Below are 15974 nucleotides of genomic sequence, written 5' to 3'. Positions count from 1 at the left end.
AGATCAATGGCAGCGGCAATCGGGATTTTTTCAGGGGGCCATCGAACTTTTCCCGGTTCGACGGCACCAACCGCGTTAGAGACCGGATACGGTCAATTGATATGGAATGAGGTATTTGAGGTGGCTATGAAGATCAAGACTCTGGGTATTCCTCTGGCGGTAGCGGCCCTGCTGGCATTGGCCGGCTGCTCGACGCCGACCGTGGTCACCTTGCAGAACGGCACCCAGTATTTGACCAAGGACATGCCGAAAACCAAGACCAAGGACGGGTTCTATGAGTTCGAGGATATTTCCGGGACCAAAGTGAAAGTCCGCTCTGACGAAGTGGCGACGGTGCGCAAGGAAGACTGACCCCCCAACCCCTGTAGGAGCTGCCGAAGGCTGCGATCTTTTGATCTTAAAAACAAAATCAAAAGATCGCAGCCTTCGGCAGCTCCTACAGGGGGAACGTTGGAGAATTACTCGAAAGCCGGCAGGCCCACAATGCTGTGATCGCAGCTGAAATACTGCTCACCGCGCCGCGCCAGCTCGGCTTGCAGACGTCGGCAACGCTCCAGATCCTGCTGGGTCATGCGGTCGATGCTCAGGTTGCCGGTGGCTTGTGCCTGTTTGTCGTCCCCGCGGCGGAACGTGACGAAGGGCTGTTCGGGCTGGATCTGAAACAGGCTTTTCTCTTCGACCGGCTCGATCGTTTCGGTCTTTTGCGCTTTCGGCAGTTGATCGGTACTGATCCCGTAACGGCTGAGAATCGAGGTTGGCGGCAGATCGGCCCAGGCATTGGCCGATAACAGCGCCAGTCCGAAAATCCCGACATACCCCTTGAACCTTCTCACGTGTGCATCTCCTGTACTCAATGGCGGCTAGCTGTAGAACGTGTGTGCACGTGCTGGCTTTAGGCCGCTTCTGCTGTTTGCAGAGCTTTTGAGTCAGGGTGTGGCTGTTGAGTCACTTTCGATACCGAGTTGTGGCGAGGAAGCTTGCTCCCGCTTGAGCGCGTAGCGCTCACAAAGTCTTCAGGGCCGCTTCGCGACCCAGCGGGAGCAAGCTCCCTCGCCACAGGTTACGGATGCATCAGGCGATCACAATTCCATCGGCACTGAGGCTATTAAGCGCCACCCCAACCAGCGTCACCGAGTCAGCGCCAAACTTCAGCACCGTGTCCTGCCCCACCATCGAGGCATGCGCGCGGAAGTCGTCATTGGGCAACACCCCTTGCACGCCAAGGAACACCAGTTTGTCGTTCGATGTAAAACCCACCACCCGATCCTGACCGAACGCGCCGTTGAACAGGAACGTATCCGCCCCGCCCCCCGATTCCATCAGGTCATTGCCGGCGCCACCGACAAACACGTCGTTGCCGGCACCGCCGATCAAGTGGTCGTTGCCGTCCAGACCGAACAGCCAGTCGCCGCCGGCATGCGCCTTCAGCGTATCGGCGCCGCTGGTGCCCTTAACGCTGGACTCGTACTGGGTAACGTTGTTGCCAACCTTCAAACCGCTGGCCGTGACGCTGTGGGTCACATCGTCCTTGAACAGACCCCAGAGGAAACCCGGCTCCTTGCTGACGATGCTGCCGATGTCGCGGGTGATGCTGATCCCGCCACTGGCGTCGCGGATGTACAGGTTGCCGGCGCCGTCGTTGGCGAAGTCGAAGCTGTTCACCGATTTCTGCAACTCGAGGGTGTTGTTGCCAGCGCCGCCGAGGATGACGTTATAACCGCCAGCGTCGCGGAAGGTGTCGTTGCCGGCGCGACCTTCGAGGTAGTCGTTGCCGCTGCCGCCCTGAATCAGGTCGTTGCTGTCGCTGCCGATGATGAAGGTGCTGCCCTTGTGGGTTTCGGCGTTGCGGTTGAGGTCCTGCACCCACGTGTTGGCCCGCGCCGGGTCCGACAGGTTGGCGACGATGATCGTGGAATCCTTGCTGGTCAGGTCGTAGAACTTCGACTCGATGATCCGGTTCATGCCGTCGCCGTAAGCGGTCGGCAGGTGCGAGATCCAGGTCGGGATGTTGAGAATCGAGAAAGGCAGCAGATTCCACGCGGTCGAGGCGTAGTGATCGTTGAAGCTGACGATGTTGTCGGTGGCCGACTCCTTGGGCGCGTCGTGCACGCCCACCGAGGCGCCGGTGAAGGTCGAGCCGTCGAGGGCGCGGAACACCGGATCATTTTCGTAACCGACGTTGAGCACCTTGTCGGTGCCGCTCTGAGTCGGCGAGGCGTAGGCGATGTAGTTGGAATCGGCGAAGAATCCGCCCCACTTGCCGCCACTCAGGTCAGCCATGCTGTTGACCGCCAGCCCGCCGAGGCTGTGGCCGCTGACCAGCACGTCCTTGCCGCTGAGGCCGTTGGCCTTGGCGAACGCCACCACATCGTTGAGCAGATTGCCGAACGCTTCGCCGACGTAATTTTTGGCGTAGTCCTTGGGACCGAAGGCGGCCAGCAGGTCGTTGATCACGTCGCCGATGGAGTCGAGGATCAGGTTTTCCCGCGGACCACTGGTGCCGCGAAAGGCAACGCCGATTTCCGTGAGATGGCCCTGGGCGTCGTACTTGCCGAGGATTTCCACTTGAGCGGTGGTGTAACCGGCCTTCTCGCCGAAGAAGGTTCCGCGGGCGTCGGTCTTGCCGTCGTAGCCCAGTTGCGAGGCGCTGATCGGTGTCCAGCCAGCCTTTTTCACGGCGTCGAGGGCGAGTTTTTCCGAGTCGGGGTTCCACGGAATACCAGGAATCACCCCTTGCGAATCGGTACCGCCGAGCAGCGCGGTGACCAACGTGGCAGGCAGGCCGAGACCGAAGCCGTTGTGCTGATAACCGGCGGCAAAGCCGTTATCGAGGTTGTGATAGGAATACAGCGTGATCGCCATGGCATCGCTGAACAGCGCCTTGGAATCGGCTGTACCGAAGTTCTTGTAGTCATACACACCCATTGCTATTGCCTCTCTTTTGTTGGAATTGTCAGAGATAGCTCACAGCCAGGGCGCCCCTCGCGGGCACGCCCCGGAGCATTTTCACTACTTACACATCAAATCTGTGGGAGCGAGCTTGCTCGCGAAGAGGGAGTGTCAGCTGCCATTTGCTTGGCTGGCACACCGCTTTCGCGAGCAAGCTCGCTCCCACATTAGAGCTAGGCGAAGACGAAAGACGAGTCCGACAGGTTAGCCACTCCCACCCCGATCAGGGTCACGGCATACTCGCCAATCTTCAGCACAGTGTCAGCGCCGGACTGTGCAGCATGCTGCTTGTAGTCGTAGCCCTGCCCCGCGCCTTCGACGCCCATGAACACCAGTTTGTCGCTGCCCTGGTAGCCGTTGATCGCATCAAAACCGAACGCGCCGCTGAACAGGAAGGTGTTGTTGCCACCCACCGCCGTCATCACGTCGTTGCCGGCGCCACCGACGAAGGTCACGTGGCCCTTGTCGCTGATCAGCTTGTCATCGCCGCCCAGACCGAACAGCCAGTCACCGTCCGCCGTGGCGTGCAGCGCATTGCCGTACGCATCGCCGTTGAGCGAACGGGTGTACTGAGTCAGTTCATTGCCATTGGTCATACCCTTGGCCGTGACGCCCCAGGTGATTTCCTTGCTGCCCCACCACGAACCCGACTCCTTGCTCACCAGCGCGCCGATGTCGCGGGTCATGCTGATGCCGCCGTAGGCATCGCGCACATACAGCGTGCCGTCACCGTCGTTGGCGAAGCTGAAGTTCTGCAGCGGTTTCTGCAACTCGAAGGTGTTATGACCCTGGCCACCGAGGAGGATGTTGAAACCACCGTCATCACGGAACCGGTCATCACCGCCCAGGCCTTCGAGGAAATCGTTACCCGCCCCGCCCTTGAGCCAGTCGTTGCTGTTGGTACCGATGATGAAGGTGCTGCCGGTGTGCGGCTCGCCGCTGCGCCCCAGATCTTCGACCCAGGTCTTGCCCCGGGACGCTTCTTCAAGGTTGGAGACGATGAGGGTCGAGTCCTTGTGCGTGAGGTTGTAGAACTTCGAATCGATCACCCGGTTCAGGCCATCGGCATAGCCCAGCGAGCCATGGGCCGACCAGCTCAGCGGATTGACGATGCTGAACGGCACCAGGTTCTGCGCGGTGGACGCGTAGTTGTCGGTGAAATTGACGATGTTGTCGGTGGTCGACTCATGCGGCCCGTCGTGCTTGCCCAGCGAACCGCTGCTGAACGTGGTGCCGTCCAGCGCACGGAACACCGGATCGTTTTCGTAACCGATGTTCAGCACGTTGTTGCCGGTACTGCTCTGAGTCGGCGAAGCGAACGCGATGTAGTTGGCGTCCTTGAAGAACCCGCCCCAATTGCTGCCGCTCAACTCGGCCACGCTGTTGACCCCGAGGCCACCGAGGCTGTGGCCGCTGAACAGCACGTCCTTGGCGGCAATGCCGTTGGCCATGGCAAACGCGGCAACGGACTTGAGCAGGTTGTCGAAGGCGTTTTTCGCGTAGTTGCTCGCATAATCCGACGGCCCGATGGCGGCCAGCAGGTTGTTCTTCATGTCGCCGAAGGTGTCGCTGTAACCCAGCCCGCCGGTACCGCGAAAGGCCACGCCGAGGCCGATCAGCTTGCCGCCGGCGTCGTACTTGCCGAGCACTTCGGCCTCGGCGCTGGTGAAGCCATCCTTCTCGCCGAAGAACGTGCCTTGCGCGCCGACCTTGCCCTGATAACCCAGCGCCGTGGCGCTGAGCGGTTTCCAGGCGGTGGCCGGCAACGGCTGGCCGGTCGGCGTGTAGGCATACAGCGTCAGCGCGATGGCGTCGCTGTACAGCGCTTTGCCATCGGCATTTTTGTAATCGAACAATCCCATGTTGTGCTCTCTCTTCCTTCAATCAGGACTGGCAGCCTCCCGCGAGACTGCCAGTACTCCATCAGAACTGCCAGTCGAGGGTCAGACCCACACCGTGGTCTTTCTCGTTGTTACCGATCAGTCCGTTGTAGTCCAGGTTGACCCGGACATCGCGATTGAGCGCCAGCCCGGCGCGTACGCCGACCACTGCCGCATCACGATCCATCGACACACTCTGCACGGTGAACGCACTGTTGCCATTGGCGAAGGCCAGGTGGCTGTCAGCATCGACACTGCTCAGGTTGTGCTGCCAGCCGAGGGTTGCGCCCAGTTCAAGCTGATGTTTTTCCGACAGCGCGAAGCTGCGCTTGGCGCGTACGCCAAGGGTCGACAGCACCACGTCGCGGTTGTCTTCGCCGCTCTTGAGCGCCGCGGCATCACCTTTCTCGGTGAAGCTGTCGGTGTTCAGATGCACGTACGACAGATTGGCGAACGGCTCCAGGTTCATCGGTTGCAGGCGCAGATCGTAAGCCGCTTCGGTGAACACCTGAGTGGTCGCCGCATCGTGCTTGGTTTTCTCTTTGCCGCTGACGCCCGCGAACTGCAGATCACGCTTCACGTCCACGCGATGCCAGCTATACGCCGCACCGGCGGTCAGACGCAGCGCATCGATCTGATGCCCCAGGTACGCACCGAGGTGGTAGCTGTCGACCGAGGCCGACGAATGCGTGTCGCTGCCCATGTTCAACGAGCTGTCGCTATAACCGGTAACGAAACCCAGACGGGTATCTTCAGCAATCAAACCGTCGACCCCGGCCAGCAGCCCGCCAATGGAGCTGTTGGAGTCGGCGTTTTCATGGCCGCCATCGCTCTTGCCCCACGAACCGAGCACCTTGACCCAGGCGTTGCTGCGGTCGTCGGTCGGTGCGTTGGCATTGAACAGATCACGCTCACGCAGACGCTCGCCCACCGCTTCACGCAGGTAGCGGCTGTCGTTGATCAGCATCGTACCGATGGCCGGGTGAATTTCGCCGGACAGTTGCTGGAAGGCTTGTTGCGCCGACGCCGCGTTCGGCGACAACAGCAGGGTTTCGAACAGCGCATTGCCCGCGCCCAGGCCCTCGGCAGCCGCGCCGACCGCACGCTGGTTCGGCGTCAGACCAACACTGGCGAACGACGCGCCATTGCGCCCGACGTCCAGTTGCACACCGTTTGCCGTGTACGCCAGGGTGCCGCCGAGGAACGCGTAGTTCGGCAGCACTTGCCCGAACTGCCCCTGAATGCCGCCGGCCGCTTGCAGGATGTTGAATTGAGCACCCTGCAGGCTTTTCAATTCAGCAGTCGTCAGCAAGGTCGGGCTGTTTTCCAGCGACAGACTGACCGTGGCGCCATCGATCAGCGCTTTGCCACCGGCAACGATCTTGTCGCTGCTGGTCGGCGAGACTTCCACCGCGTAGGTCGAACCGCGCTCGAAGGTCACGTCACCGGCGACGTTCAGCGTGCCAATCGAGTTGCCCGGCGCCACCGTACCGCCGCTTTTCGCAGTCAGCGCACCGATGCGGCCGTTACCGCCGAGGATGCCGCTGTCGTTGACTGTGACCGCCGAAGCCAGTGAGCCATTGATCGCCAGACGCCCCTGATTGACCAGGGTCGGGCCGCTGTAAGTGTTGTTACCGGTCAGCACCAGTGTGCCGATGCCCTGTTTGGTCAGGCCGCCGTGACCGGAAATGTCGTTGCGCCAGGTGTCGAGGCCGCAAGTGATGTCAGTGCAGACGCGCTCGGTCGGTTTGCCCTTGTCGATGATTGCGCCGATGCCCGGCAGGTCCGCGACGAACTGCCCGGAACCGTAGGCGCCCTGAATGCGGAATTCTTCCGGGATGTCCTGCTCGGTGACAAACATCGCCGGGCCATCGATGCCCTTGCGCAGGTTGATCATGCCCCAGCCGTACAAGGCGTCGATGCCCGGTGCGCCGAGGTCGGTGGCGGTGGTGCGCAGTACCGTGGCGACCTGATCGCCCGTCATGTACGGGAAGCGCTCCATCAGCACCGCCATCGAGCCGGCCACGTGCGGCGCCGCCATCGAGGTGCCGTTGTAGTTTTTGTAGCCGGTGGTCAGGTTGTCGGCGTTGGTGCCGCTGATGATCGAGCTGTAGATCTGCGTGCCCGGCGCCGAGACGCAGAAGCTCGCGGTGTAGCCGCAGCGCGAGGAAAACGTACTCATGATGTACGGATTGGCGCTGGCCTGGTCCGGGTTTCTTTGCAATGCGGCGACGGTGATCCAGTTCGGCGCGATGTCCGGCACGAAGTAGCCGAGGCCGGCGATGGCGTCCGGGTTGTTCAGGTTGTAATCGTTGCCGGCGGCGAAGATCGTCACGATACCGCTGCGGGCGGCGGCGATGGCACCGTCGTAGGCACCGCCGGGCTTGGTGCCGAGCAGCGTGCGGATTTCGTTGAACTGCAATTGCGCGTCGTTGACGGTGAAGTGCGGATACGCGGGGTCGCGGCCGCCGAGGTCGAAACGGTCAGTGATGCCGATGCCCCAGCTGTTGTTGATGATCCGCGCGCCACTGGCGATCAGCGCATCCCAACCGGCCTTGTACACCGCGCCATCGTTGCCACGGACGATGCCGTCTTCCGGGCCCGGGTCGCCGTTGTCGGCGCTGATGATCTGCGCACCGAACGCCACCCCGTGCATCGGCCCACCGTCACGGCTACCGGCAGCGATGCCACCGACGTGGGTGCCGTGGGCACCGAGCTTGCCGTCGGAACCGACCGAAGGCGAACCGTCATAGCGGAACGCATCGCCGGCTTTGACCGGGATGTAGGGGTCGGTGTATTCGCGGATCCCGCTGGTGACCAGGGTGATGACTTTGTTGGCGCCGGAAAACTCCGGGTGCGCGGCATACACCGGCTGGTCGAAGATCCCCAGTTTCACACCTTTGCCGGTGTAACCGGCGGCGTAGGCGTAATCCGCGCCAATGGCGCCCAGCCCCCATTCCGCCTGGAACTCGGCGCTGCGCCAACTGGCGGGATCACCGCTGCGGCCGTTTTCCACATACGGCGCCGCGTGCGCGGTGCCCCAAGTGGTCAGCGCGCAGAGCACCGCGCAATTGAGGGTTTTCATGGCGAAGCGACCACCCGTTTGCGCGGGGGTATTGTTGTTATTCATCCAGCGACCTTCCTTAGTGATGTTGCGAAAAATCCGTGTACTTCAATCTCATGAATACTGCTTTTTGTGGCGAGGGAGCTTGCTCCCGCTGGGGCGCGAAGCGGCCCTTTGCATTTTCCAGTCGAACCCGGCTTGGCGGATTTGCGACTGCTGCGCAGCCGAGCGGGAGCAAGCTCCCTCGCCACAGGTGTGTGCTCACTGAATCTGTAGGAGCTGCCGCAGGCTGAGATCTTGGCTTTTCAAGATCAAAAGATCGCAGCCTTCGGCAGCTCCTACAGGGGACGTATTCACCCTCCGTCAGAACTGCCAATTCAGGCTCAGCCCCACGCCGTGGCTCTTCTCGCGGTTGGCCAGTTGTCCGTTGTAATCCAGGTTGACCCGCACGTCCTTGCTCAACGCCAGGCTGGCTTGTACGCCGACCAGTGCCGCATCACGCACCAATGCCGAACTCTCGACCGCGTACGGCGTGCTGCCGCTGGCAAAACGCAGATGCTGTTCGGCGTCGATGTCGCTCAGGCTGTGCTGCCAGCCGAGGTGGCCGCTGACGTCCAGTGCCTGTTGCGTCGACAAATTGAAGCGCTTGACCGCCCGTACACCGAGGGTGCTGAGGACTGCATCACGCTGCTCGCCGGAGCTCTTCAGCGCCGCCGCGTCGCCCTTTTCGGTGAAGCCGTCAGTATCCAGATGCACATAGGCCAGATTGGCGAACGGCTCCAGTGCCAGCGGTTGCAGGTTCAGCCGGTAAGCCGCTTCGCCGAAGACTTGCGTGGTCGCCGCATCGACCTTGGCTTTCTGTTTGGCGCTGACGTCGCCGTATTGCAGATCGCGCTTCACATCGGCGCGGTGCCAGCTGTAGGCCGCGCCGGTGCTCAGGCGCCAGGCGCCGATGTCATGACCGGCGTAAGCGCCGAGGTGATAGCTGTCGACCTTGGCCGACGAGTGCGTGTCCGAGCCCATGTTCAGCGAGCTGTCGCTGTAACCGGTGACCAGACCGATGCGGGTCTGCTCGTCGAGCGCGCCGTCGACACCGGCGAGCAAGCCGCCGATCGAGGTGCTGTAGCGCGAGGTGTCGTTACCGGAATCGGTCGAGCCCCAGGCGCCGAGGGCCTTGATCCAGCCATTGCTTTGCGTGGCATTTACATCGTGCAGACGCTCGCCGACCGCGTCGCGCAACTGGCGGCTGTCATTGATCAGCATCGAGCCGAGCGCCGGATAGATCTCCCCGCTCAATTGCTGGAAGGCCTGTTGCGCCGAGGTAGCATCTGCCGACAGCAGCAGGCTTTCGTACACCGAGTTGCCGGCGCCAAGGCCTTCGACGGCAGCCGCTACCGCACGCTGATTCGGAGTTTGCCCGACACTGGCGAACGAGGTCGCGTTGCGCTGGATGTCGAGCTGAATGGCGTTGCCCGTGTAGTCGAGGTTGCCGCCGATGAACAGGTAATCCGGCAGCACCGCGCCGAACCGGCCCTGAATGCCGCCGGCCGCTTGCAGAATGTCGTACGAATGCCCAAGCAGGCTGCGCGCTTGCGTGGTGCTGAGCAGGGTCGGACTGTTTTCCAGCGACAGGCTGACCGTGGCGCCGCTGATGCTTGCGATGCCGCCGGCAACAATGCGGTCGCTGCTGGTCGGCGACAGCTCGACCGCGTAGGTCGAACCCGGCGTGAAGGTCACGTCACCCGCCACGTTCAAAGTGCCGATGGAATTGCCCGGTGCCACGCGGCCACCGCTGTTGGCGAGCAACGAGGCGATCCGCCCGGAACCGCCAAGGGTGCCGCTGTCATTGACGGTCACCGCCGAGGCCAGCGAGCCGTTGACGCTGAGCAAGCCGCCATTGACCGTGGTCGGGCCACGGAAGGTGTTGTCGCCGGTCAGCAGCAAGCGCCCTGCCCCGGACTTGATCAGGCTGCCCTGATAGACCCGCGTCGCCGCTGCAGCATCGCGCGCCATACCGACCGCGTAGTCGGTCTGATCTTGCTGACTGGCGCCGGCCGGAATACCGTTCTGCCAGCCCTTGTCCTGCAGGGTCTGCTGCCAGGCGCCGTGTTCGGCGAGGTCTTCGCGCTGGCGCTGAATCAATGCCTTGTCGGAGATGTCATTGCTCCACACATCGCTCTGCCCGGCGGCCAGATTGGCATCGAACGCGCCGAGCAATTGCCCCGGCCCGTGCATCGCCCGGTTGAGGTTGGCCACGCCCCAGCCAACCCGTTCGGTCGGTGCATCGGTGACCGAACCGTCGAGCTGCGTGGCGGTGGTCAGCAGCACTTCGAGTGCCTGCTGGTTGTTCATGTACGGATAGCGTTCCATCACCAGCGCCAGTGCCCCGGTGGCGTGCGGCGCGGCCATCGAGGTGCCGGACTTGATGGCGTAATCGCCACCCGGAATGGTGCTGTCGATCTTCGCCCCCGGCGTGGTGATGCACCAGTATTTGGCGATGCCGCACTGGTTGTACTTTTGCTGATTGCTCTGATCCAGCCCGGAGACTGCCAGCCAGTGACCTTCAAGATCCGGCTGAAAGTACGGCAGCGCCGAGCGCACGCTGGCGTTCGGGTAGCCGCTGTTACCGGCGCTGAACACGTTGATCACGCCACGGCGCGAGACGTCCGCCGCCGCGTCGAGCCAGGTGCCCTGATTCCAGTGCTGGGCGTAAGCGGCATGCAGATCGGCCAGGGTGCGATAGCTGACATCCGGCGGCTGGCTGCCCCAACTGTTGTTGATCGCGCGCACGCCGGCAGCGGCCAGAGCGTCATACGCGGCTTTGAAATAGCGCGGGTCGGGTTTCGGGCCGAAGAGGAAGCTGTCGTTGTTGTTGGTGTTGCCGACGTAGATTTGCGCGCTGTACGCCACGCCGTGCATGCCGGTGCCGTCACGGCTGGCGCCCATGGTGCCGACCACGTGGGTACCGTGGGAATCGTTGTTGGCGTTAAGGGTGCCATTGACGCTGAACAGCGAACCATCGACGTAACTGCCGGAGGCCATTACCGGGTGATAGCGCTCGCTGGCGAACTCGGGGTGGGCGGCATCGAAGCCGGAGTCGAGGGCGCCGATCTTCACGCCTTTGCCGGTGATCCCGGCCGCATAGGCCTGATCGGCCTGCATCCGCGCCAGGCCCCAGTCACGCTGGAATTCGGCGCTGCGCCAACTGGCGGGATCGCCGGGCTTGCCGGTTTCAAGGTATTGCGCGTTGGCCTGCGCGATGGAAACTGCGAGCAACAGGCTGCCGACCGCTGCCGGCTTGATGCGTACGTCCATGTTCACCACTCACTTTTCTTATGTTTTTGTTATGACCCGTTTCGCCGGGCGAGCACTTCTTGAACTATCGAGCGAGTCTATTTGTGGCGAGGGAGCTTGCTCCCGCTGGCTGCGCAGCAGCCCAAAATCTTGTGAGCGCTACGCACTCAAGCGGGAGCAAGCTCCCTCGCCACAGGTTCGGTGCCAAGCATTAACGCGAGTTGCTTTTCGGGCCTTGTCCGAACGCCTCATCCACCCGTGCCAGATCCTGTTCGTTCAAGGTCCCCGCGTAGTAATGCAGCTTGGTCCAGGCCATCAAGTAGTCGTAGCGCGCCTGGGCCAGATCGCGGCGGGTGGTAAACAGTTGCTGTTCGGCGTTCAACGCATCGAGATTGGTCCGTTCACCACCGAGAATGCTTTGCTTGGTCGACACCACCAATGCCTCAGCCGAGGCCAGGGCCTTCTGGTAGGCGCGCAGTTTGTTGACGCCCGACAGGCAGGCGCTGAACTGGCGGCGCAGTTCGATCAGCGTCTCGCGGGTCTTGCCGTCGAGCTCGTATTCCGCCTGCTCCATGGTGCGGCTGGCCTGACGGGTCGAGGCCGACACCCCGCCACCGGCATACAGCGGCACGTTGACTTCAAAGCCGATGGTGTTGGTGTCGTAACGCTGGTTATAGGTGTTGCCGCTGTCCGATTCAGTCTTGCGAATCGACGCATAGGCACTGACTTTCGGCAGGTGCCCGGCGCGGTTGCGCTCGACTTCGTACTTGGCCACTTCCACCGCCTGGCGTTGCGACGCCAGGTTGGGGTTGTTGCTGATCGCCAGCTCATGCCAGGTGTCGTAGTTGGCCGGCATCAGCGCGAAGGTCTGAAAATTCTGATCCAGTGGCGCCAGTTCGCTGATGTCCACCGTCTGCACGCCGACCAGCGCGCCCAGTTCACGTAGCGCGGCGTCCTGCTCGTTGCGCGCCTCGATCTCTTCGGCGGTCGCCAGTTCGTAGCGCGACTCGGCTTCCAGAATGTCGGTGCGCGTGCCCTCGCCCTGTTTGAACATGTGTTCGTTCTGCTGGAACTGCTGCTCGTAAGCCTTCTTCTTGGCCTGGGCGATGTCAATCTGATCCTGAGCGAACAAGGCTTTGGTGTAGTTGTCCAGCACCCGTACCAGCAGCTCCTGACTCTTGCCGCGAAACGCCTCGTCGGCGAACAGCGACTGCGCCACGCCTTTGCGATACGCCGCGTAGGCTTCGTAGTCGAGCAACGGTTGCTGCAAGGTCAGGGTCGAGCCATAGCTGTTGTAGTTGCGGTCTTCGGTGAGGTTGCCGCGAGCGGTCAGTTGCGTGGCCTTCGAGGTGTTGTGACCGCGGTTGTAGTTGTAGCCCAGTCTCGGCAACAGCCCGGCACGGCCGATGAGGCGGTTTTCCAGGCCCGCGTCGCGCTCCTTGATCGCGCCGAGGAACACCGGATCGTTGCGCAATGCCTGTTCGTAGACTTCGAATGGCCCCATGGCCGCCAGCGCGCTGTTTCCTGCGAGCAGCGCGAACGCTGCTCCCAACATCGAAAGCTTATTCATACAGCCGAACATCCTTATTCTTCGGTCAACGCGGAGCCGGCCCGATCGAGCAGCGGTTTGAACAGGTAGTTGAGCAGTGAACGTTCGCCCGTGCGCACGAACATTTCCGCCGGCATACCGGGCTTGATCACCAGGCCGTGGAGTTTTTCCATCGCCTGATCACTGACGCTGCTGCGCAACACGTAGTATGGCACGCCGGTTTTTTCGTCGACCATCTGGTCGGCGGAAATCAGGCTGACCTCACCCGGTACACGCGGGGTCTTGCTCTGGTTGAACGCGGTGAACAGGATATCGACCGGCAGATGCGTGCCGACCTTGTCGATCAGGTTGATCGGCAAGTGCCCTTCGACTTCCAGGGTGGTGCCTTGCGGGACGATCTCCAGCAGGGTTTCGCCCTGACGCACCACGGCGCCTTCGGTGTGCACGCCGAGGTTGACCGCCACGCCGTCGGCGGTGGCGAGGATCTCGCTGTGTTGCAGGTCGAAACCGGCCGAAGTCAGTTGCTCCGACAGGGTCACGCTTTTGAGCTGCGCGTCGGCCAGTTGGGTGCGCACTTCCTTCTGGTATTCCTCGCCATGCTGTTGCAGCTTCAGGCGCGACTCGAGGATGCCCTGCTCCACCCGGCCGCTTTCACCGGTGTTTTCCGCCAGTTGCTGCTGCACTTGCGACAGCTGACGCTGGTACTCCATCAAACGGTTGCGCGGAATGTAGCCGTTGTCCGCCAGCGGCTGCAGGTTGCTCAGTTGCTGTTGCAGCGAGTCGGCCTGGGCGTTGAGGTCGGTGCGGGCGCGGCGCATGCCCGCCAGTTGCGCGGTGGCACCTTCGATGCTGGCACGCAGACCGGCCTGCTCGCGGTAGAACGCTTCGCGACGGCTGCTGAACAGTTGACGCTGGCCTTCAAGGACCAGCGCCAGACGCGGATCCGGGTCGTTGCTCAACTCGGCCGGAAAGGTCACCTGCTTGAGGTTATCGCGCTCCGCCTGCCAGCGCGCGAGGCTGGCCCAGGCCATGCGGTACTGGGCTTGCAGCGACTGCACGTCGGCCGCGACCTGGGTCTGGTCGAGGCGGAACAGCGGCTGGCCCTGCTTCACAATCTCGCCTTCGCGCACCAGAATCCGGCTGACCACGCCGGCGCTCATTGACTGCACAGCCTTGCGCTTGCCCGACACCACCACGGTGCCCTGCACCGGGATGCCTTGATCCAGAGGCGCCAGTGCGGCCCAGGTGAAGAAACTGCCGGCGCCGACGATGGCCAGAATCCAGCCCATGCGGGCGAAGAATTTCGCATCGCGCTCAGGGCGCTCGGTGACGTACGCGTGTTCCATGGAGGCTTCGTTTTCAGTGTTCATGCTGGCGCTGCTCATACACCCGAATTCCTTGTCGTGGGCTGGTACTGCCGGCTCATGCTGAGCCCGCCCGGTGCCTGCGCAGATTTTTCCCGTTGTTGTTCCTGGGCGCCGGACAGCGCCTTGAGTACGTCCTGACTGTTGCCGAAGGCCTGCAAGCGTCCGTCGTTGAGCACCAGCAACTTGTCGGCCTGGGCCAGCACCGAAGACCGGTGCGTCACCAGAACCACGGTGGTGCCCTTGGCCTTGAGCTGGGCGATGGCGCTGGCCAGCGCGGCTTCACCGACGGTGTCGAGGTTGGAGTTCGGCTCATCGAGCACCACCAGGCTCGGATCGCCATACATCGCGCGCGCCAGAGCGACGCGTTGTTTCTGGCCGCCGGACAAGCCACTGCCGTCCTCGCCCAGTTGCGTGTCGTAGCCTTGTGGCATCCGCAGAATCATCTCGTGCACGCCGGCCTGTTGCGCGGCAGCCACGACTTTCTCCGGGTTGGCCTCGCTGAAACGGGCGATGTTCTCGGCGATGCTGCCGCTGAACAGTTCGATATCTTGTGGCAGGTAGCCGATATACGGGCCGAGCTCGTCGCGGTTCCAGCGATGGATGTCCGCACCGTCCAGACGCACGGTGCCACCAAGGGTTGGCCACACGCCGACCAGCACCCGGGCCAGGGTCGACTTGCCGGAACCGGAGGCACCGAGCACACCCAGTACTTCGCCCGCGCCAATCGCGAAATTGACCATGTGCAGGGTCGCCGCGCGTTGCCCCGGAGGGCCGGCACTGACTTGCTCAAAGGCAATCTGGCCCTTTGGCGCCGGCAGCGCCATGGCGTCGTCACTCGGCGGGAACGCCTGCAGCAAGGAGTCCAGACGACGATAGGCCAGCTTCGCCCCGCTCCACTGTTTCCACACGGCGATCAACTGGTCGATCGGGCTCAGCACGCGGCCCATCAGGATCGAACCGGCGATCATCATCCCGGCGGTCATGTCACCCTTGATCACCAGCAACGCGCCGAGGCCCAGCACCAGCGATTGCAGGCACAGACGCAGGGTTTTACTGATCGAGCTGATCACCGCGCCGGTGTCGCTGGCCTGATTCTGCAGGCCGAGGAACCGCGAGTGCACACCGAACCAGCGCTTGCGCAGCGCGCCGAGCATGCCCATGGCCTGAATGGTTTCGGCATTGTGCAGGTGACTGGTCGCCAGTTGGCTGGACTTCTGCGAGTAACCGGCAGCTTCGCCCAGTGGTTTCTTGGTCATGTATTCGTTGAGGCATGCCAGAGCGATCAGCAGCAGCGCCCCTGCCGTGGCGAGCACGCCCAGCCAGACGTTGAACAGGTAGATGACAAACAGATAGACCGGGAACCACGGTGCGTCGAAAAACGCGAACAGGGCCGGCCCGGTGACGAATTGCCGAATGTGGGTCAGGTCGCCCAGCGATTGCCCGGCGTTGCCCTCGCCCTTGAACAGGTTGCGTTCGAACGCCGCCTGATACACCCGCAGGTTGAAGCGGCGCTCCAGTTGGCTGCCGATGCGGATCACGATGAAACTGCGCACCACTTCCAGCATGCCGATGAACGCGAAGAACCCGACGACCATCAACGACAACATGGCCAGGGTGGTTTCGTTCTGCGAAGACAGCACGCGGTCGTAGACCTGCAGCATATAAATCGAGGGCACCAGCATCAGCACGTTAATCAGTGCGGTAAAGCACCCGACGCTGATCAGAATGCTTTTATAGTCACCCAAAGCCTTGAATAAGGGAGCGGTGGCTGGGGCCTTCGCCATCTTCATTGATTATTCCTGCAATAATTTCCCCGCCATTCTTTGGCGAGACGCTTCCAATAATTATCCGTGCGCAGATCGGACGGGTTC

General features: G+C 62.4%; 9 protein-coding genes. 1 reads left to right on the top strand and 8 read right to left on the bottom strand.

Going from position 1 to position 15974, the window contains the following annotated elements:
* The first annotated feature begins 126 nt into the window (after positions 1-126).
* The gene (locus ACIP8I_RS01910; RefSeq protein ID WP_007967004.1) at positions 127-351 is read left to right on the top strand and encodes a YgdI/YgdR family lipoprotein; all 225 of its coding nucleotides are present in this window, start codon (positions 127-129) and stop codon (positions 349-351) included.
* 107 nt (positions 352-458) lie between these two features.
* Here the strand turns inward: ACIP8I_RS01910 and ACIP8I_RS01905 are convergent, their stop codons facing one another.
* From ACIP8I_RS01905 to ACIP8I_RS01870, 8 genes are all read right to left on the bottom strand, one after another.
* Positions 459-833, bottom strand: coding sequence for a hypothetical protein (locus ACIP8I_RS01905; RefSeq protein WP_400758240.1), 375 nt, complete (start codon positions 831-833; stop codon positions 459-461).
* Positions 834-1071: 238 nt separating this feature from the next.
* Positions 1072-2925, bottom strand: a complete 1854-nt coding sequence (locus ACIP8I_RS01900; RefSeq protein ID WP_400758238.1) for a polyurethanase — start codon at positions 2923-2925, stop codon at positions 1072-1074.
* Between the two features lie 197 nt (positions 2926-3122).
* Positions 3123-4811 (bottom strand): polyurethanase, encoded by a 1689-nt coding sequence (locus ACIP8I_RS01895; RefSeq protein WP_400758237.1) that lies wholly within the window; start codon positions 4809-4811, stop codon positions 3123-3125.
* Between the two features lie 61 nt (positions 4812-4872).
* Complete coding sequence (locus tag ACIP8I_RS01890) at positions 4873-7959, bottom strand: autotransporter domain-containing protein (protein ID WP_400758235.1); 3087 nt, start codon at positions 7957-7959, stop codon at positions 4873-4875.
* Between the two features lie 297 nt (positions 7960-8256).
* A complete protein-coding gene (locus ACIP8I_RS01885; protein WP_400758233.1) occupies positions 8257-11208 on the bottom strand; it encodes an autotransporter domain-containing protein in 2952 nt (983 codons plus the stop codon).
* Between the two features lie 190 nt (positions 11209-11398).
* Positions 11399-12769, bottom strand: a complete 1371-nt coding sequence (locus ACIP8I_RS01880; protein ID WP_045122086.1) for a TolC family outer membrane protein — start codon at positions 12767-12769, stop codon at positions 11399-11401.
* Between the two features lie 2 nt (positions 12770-12771).
* On the bottom strand, positions 12772-14121 hold the full coding sequence (locus ACIP8I_RS01875) for an HlyD family type I secretion periplasmic adaptor subunit (protein WP_007963525.1): 1350 nt from the start codon (positions 14119-14121) through the stop codon (positions 12772-12774).
* Positions 14118-15893 carry a type I secretion system permease/ATPase gene (locus ACIP8I_RS01870; protein WP_007963526.1) on the bottom strand — a complete coding sequence of 592 codons (1776 nt, stop codon included), beginning with the start codon at positions 15891-15893 and terminating at the stop codon, positions 14118-14120. Before ACIP8I_RS01870 ends, ACIP8I_RS01875 begins: the two co-directional genes overlap by 4 nt.
* Between the last annotated feature and the right edge of the window lie 81 nt (positions 15894-15974).

The organism is Pseudomonas sp. NPDC088414 (genome assembly GCF_044753325.1).
Taxonomy (GTDB): Bacteria; Pseudomonadota; Gammaproteobacteria; order Pseudomonadales; family Pseudomonadaceae; genus Aquipseudomonas.
The sequence above is the reverse complement of the archived record's forward strand: the minus strand, read 5'-3'. Positions and strand labels throughout refer to the sequence as shown.

What these genes read in the sequence shown, in the direction of transcription:
- ACIP8I_RS01910 (WP_007967004.1), top strand. Translation starts at nt 127, where the DNA reads ATGAAGATCAAGACTCTGGGTATTCCTCTGGCGGTAGCGGCCCTGCTG.
- ACIP8I_RS01900 (WP_400758238.1), bottom strand. Translation starts at nt 2,925, where the DNA reads ATGGGTGTGTATGACTACAAGAACTTCGGTACAGCCGATTCCAAGGCG.
- ACIP8I_RS01895 (WP_400758237.1), bottom strand. Translation starts at nt 4,811, where the DNA reads ATGGGATTGTTCGATTACAAAAATGCCGATGGCAAAGCGCTGTACAGC.
- ACIP8I_RS01890 (WP_400758235.1), bottom strand. Translation starts at nt 7,959, where the DNA reads ATGAATAACAACAATACCCCCGCGCAAACGGGTGGTCGCTTCGCCATG.
- ACIP8I_RS01885 (WP_400758233.1), bottom strand. Translation starts at nt 11,208, where the DNA reads ATGGACGTACGCATCAAGCCGGCAGCGGTCGGCAGCCTGTTGCTCGCA.
- ACIP8I_RS01880 (WP_045122086.1), bottom strand. Translation starts at nt 12,769, where the DNA reads ATGTTCGGCTGTATGAATAAGCTTTCGATGTTGGGAGCAGCGTTCGCG.
- ACIP8I_RS01875 (WP_007963525.1), bottom strand. Translation starts at nt 14,121, where the DNA reads ATGAGCAGCGCCAGCATGAACACTGAAAACGAAGCCTCCATGGAACAC.
- ACIP8I_RS01870 (WP_007963526.1), bottom strand. Translation starts at nt 15,893, where the DNA reads ATGAAGATGGCGAAGGCCCCAGCCACCGCTCCCTTATTCAAGGCTTTG.